Source organism: Clostridia bacterium (genome assembly GCA_012841935.1).
Classification (GTDB): Bacteria; Bacillota; Peptococcia; order DRI-13; family DTU073; genus DUTS01.
The window spans coordinates 1-4,266 of sequence record DUTS01000052.1; the positions used below are offsets into that span (position 1 = coordinate 1).

Consider the following 4,266-nt stretch of genomic DNA (forward strand, 5'->3'; position numbering starts at 1 on the left):
GAGAGACACATGCTTTTCGAGCACAACCTAGATACCTGAAGGAGTTAAGGGATTCCGAAAAAGAAATGACGGTAAAGGTAAGTAGTTTATTGGAATTATCTGATGAGGAAATTATTGAGGAATTTGGAAATCGTGAAACCCCGGAATTTGTGGAAAAAGTATGGCCTTATTTTGATTATTTAAGAAAATCTAATCATGTAGAAGATAAAGTTTATTCTCAAATTGAGATTTTTTCTCAAGCTGATGTAGCCAAGGAAATGGCCCGGGCGGAAATTAAAAAACAACCAGCTAGTGTTTTTACCAGAGCCAGACATGTCTTTTTTTTAAAAACTGCGGCTGAACGGGCCGAAGAACAAAGGCGAACAAATTTAATTTTAGCTGATTTGTCGGAATTAAAAGGCAGGTTTGGTAAAAGTGAACAGGTTAAATTATCTTTGGTTATATCAGCTGAAGAGTGTCAGCATTTTAGTGAACAGCTGCAAAAAGCGGTGCATAATGCTCAAAGGGAAACACTAGAGGAAAATAAGGCACATGAGCAGTCATTGGCTGAGGCTTCTTTTTATAGGACTTTAGGTAAACTTCCTTTTGGGTCTATGCTTTCCATTCCACCACCTTGGGTAGCTAGAGCTGATATTCAGTTGGCACGTGGAATTAAAACCCCTCAAATTGCGGAGGGTGAAGTTAGCTTTACAGCTCGTAAATCATTTGTGAATTATAAGCTTCGGCAGGGTGTGAAAAAGGGTGGTTTGGAACCATATCGGCAAAAAATAGCTGCAATGAAAAACAATGAATCCCGGGAAACAGTGATTCAGGAGCCTGTAAGGGAATAATTGTTTTGTAGGTTTTCGTCCCCGTGATCTGCAAGGATTGCGGGGATGTCTTTTTGGGGGAAGATTGTAACTGTGGAAATGTTTTGCTATACTAAAATCATGGTTAAGTGTCAGGGGGAAAAGGGATGTCTTTTGTTCATTTACATAATCATACTTGTTATAGTTTATTAGATGGCGTCAGTAAAATAGATGACTTGTTTACTCAGGTCGAGTCCTTGGGAATGAAGGCTGTAGCCATTACTGATCATGGTGTAATGTATGGGGTAATTGATTTTTATAAACAAGCTAAAAAAAGGGGAATTCATCCCATTATCGGCTGTGAAGTATATTTGGCTCCTCGCAGCCGTTTTGATCGGGTGGTAGGTGTTGATGATTCACCTTTTCATTTGGTTTTATTAGCGGAAAATAATCAGGGTTATCAAAATTTGTTGCGTTTAGTTTCAGCAGCTTGGTTAGAAGGTTTTTATTATAAGCCGCGTGTTGATTGGGAATTATTAAAAAAATATGGGGAAGGTTTGATTGCTTTGTCGGCTTGTTTGGCCGGAGAAATTCCCAGTTTATTATTAGCTAATAAAAAAGAGGCCGCTTTAGAAAAAGCTTTATTCTATCAAGATGTTTTTGGTAAAAATAATTTTTATTTGGAATTGATGGATCATGGTTTGGAAAATCAGCCAGAGGTGAATCAAGGGCTAATTCAAATTAGCAAGCAAACTGGTATACCTTTGGTAGCTACTAATGATGTTCACTATTTACGGCGTGAGGATGCTCATATCCAAGATGTTTTGTTATGTATTCAAACAGGTAAAACTTTAACAGATGAAACTCGCATGCGTTTTGAAACAGATGAGTTTTATTTAAAACCAGCATCTGAAATGCAGCTTTTATTTGGTGATTATCCCCAGGCTTTAAAGAATACTGTTTTGATAGCAGAACGCTGTCAAGTAGATATTGCCTTTGGGGAAAATCATTTACCTCCTTTTCAGGTGCCTAAAGGTTTTAATGTAGACACTTATTTAAGAAAATTAGCCGAAGCAGGTTTGGTAAAGAGGTATGGGGAGACTACCACAGAGGCCAAGGCTAGATTGGATTTTGAACTAGAAATTATAAAAAATATGGGCTACAGCAGTTATTTTTTGATTGTTTGGGATTTTATTCGTTTTGCCAAACGTCAGGGTATTTTTGTGGGGCCGGGAAGAGGTTCTGCAGCTGGCTGCTTAGTTTCTTATTGTTTAGAGATTACAGATGTGGATCCTTTAAAATATGGTCTGCTGTTTGAAAGGTTTTTGAATCCAGCTCGGGTAAGTATGCCGGATATCGATATTGATTTTTGTTTTGAACGACGCGGCGAAGTAATTGATTATGTGATGCAAAAATATGGGGAGGAGCGGGTAGCCCAAATTATTACTTTTGGTACATTGGCGGCTCGGGCCGCTATTCGGGATGCCGGTCGAGCTATGAATATCCCTCTTTCTTTGGTGGATAAAATAGCTAAAATGGTACCTCCCGAACCAGGGATGACTTTGGCCCGGGCCCTGGAAGTAGCACCAGAATTGGCAGAAATAGTGCAGACTGAGCCTCAGGTAAAAAAACTTTTGGATATCGCCCAATCTTTGGAGGGTATTCCGCGTCATGCTGGTACCCATGCTGCAGGTTTGGTAATTGCCGCCGAACCTTTGGTTAATTATGTTCCTTTACAAAGAACGGCTGAAGGTTTGGTTTGTACTCAATTTGCTAAGGAAACAATTGAAGAAATTGGACTTCTTAAAATGGATTTATTGGGTTTGAGAACTTTAACGGTAATTAATAATGCTGTTTCCATGGTACGGGAAAGTAAACAAGTTGATTTGGATTTAACTAAAATACCTTTGGATGATCCTTTGGTTTATGATTTGCTTTCTCGTGGAGACACTATTGGGGTATTTCAATTGGAAAGTTCCGGTTTGCGGGCTTTATTAAAAGACTTGAAACCAGCTAATTTCGAAGATGTAATTGCTTTGGTAGCTTTATATCGACCGGGTCCTTTGGGTAGCGGCATGGTTGATGATTTTATCAAAAGAAGACATCAGGAGGTAGAAATAAGTTATCTCCATCCCTTATTGGAACCAATTTTAAAAAATACGTATGGGGTAATTATTTATCAAGAACAGGTAATGCGGGTTGCCAGTGATTTAGCCGGTTTTTCTTTGGGTGAGGCTGATCTATTAAGACGGGCTATGGGTAAAAAACAGCCGGAAGTGATTAATAGTTTACGGAAAAAATTTATTGCCGGGGCGATAAGTCGTAAAATACCCGGAAAAACAGCTGATCAGATCTTTGATCTTTTGGAATATTTTGCTGGCTATGGATTTAACAAAAGTCATTCAGCGGCATATGCTTTATTAGCTTATCAAACTGCTTATTTAAAAGCACATTATCCTGTGGAATTTATGGCAGCTTTATTAACAAGTGTTATTGAAACCAAAGATCGTGTGCCTTTCTATATTGAGGAGTGTCGTCAAAAAGGTATTGAAATTTTGGTACCAGATGTTAATGAGAGTCTGGAACATTTTACGGTTAATGGTAAAAAAATTCGTTTTGGCTTGGCTGCTATTAAACAAGTAGGTCATCAGGCTATTCAAGCTATTCTTACAGAAAGAAAACAAGGTCCTTTTTTAAGTTTGCCCGATTTTTGTGAACGAGTTGATTTAACTTATTTGAATCGCCGGGCTTTAGAAAATCTAATCAAGGCTGGTGCCTTTCGTTCACTACATCCTTCTACAGCCCAATTGTTGGCTGTTTTGGAAGCCTGTTATGCTCAAGGTTTAGCTTGGCAGGAACAGCAAAATTCCAAACAACTTTCTCTTTTTGATTTAGATGGTTTGGAACGGCCCCAAACCATGGTGATTACTTTTCCGGAAGTAAGGGAGTTTACTTCTAAAGAAATTTTACAAATGGAGAAAGAGGTCATGGGACTTTATTTAAGTGGTCATCCTTTGTCAGAATATCGTGGTCTTTTACAGCAAAAAAAATGTACAATTATAGAGGAGTTAAATTTGGAATGGGATCGTAAATGGGTTACTTTGGGAGGAATTATTACTACACTTAAACGAACAATTACCCGTAAAGGGCAAACCATGGCCTATTTTACGCTTGAAGATTTGACCGGCAGTTTGGAGGCTTTGATTTTTCCCAGTAATTATTTAAAATTAAATAAATTTTTGGCTGAAGATTTGCCTGTTTTAGTAGAGGGTAGATTGAATTTTCAAGAGGATCAACCTAAAATAATGGTAGATAATTTAAAGCCTCTTGATGATTTAGTTAACTTGGAAGAAACTAAATCATCAAGTAAACTTTATTTAAAAATAGCTCCTGTTTATTCTGAACGGCAAATTTGGGAAAAACTTGCCCCCTTGGTGGAAACCTATACAGGTGACACTCCCCTTTATTTATATTTTCC

General features: G+C 38.0%; 2 protein-coding genes. Both read left to right on the top strand.

The features are described from left to right. Positions 1-830 (top strand): hypothetical protein (locus GX687_03115; GenBank protein HHX96439.1); only part of this gene is annotated, 830 nt, incomplete at its 5' end. 125 nt (positions 831-955) lie between these two features. After that, positions 956-4,266: DNA polymerase III subunit alpha (locus GX687_03120; protein ID HHX96440.1), on the top strand; the 3,311-nt coding region annotated here is incomplete at its 3' end.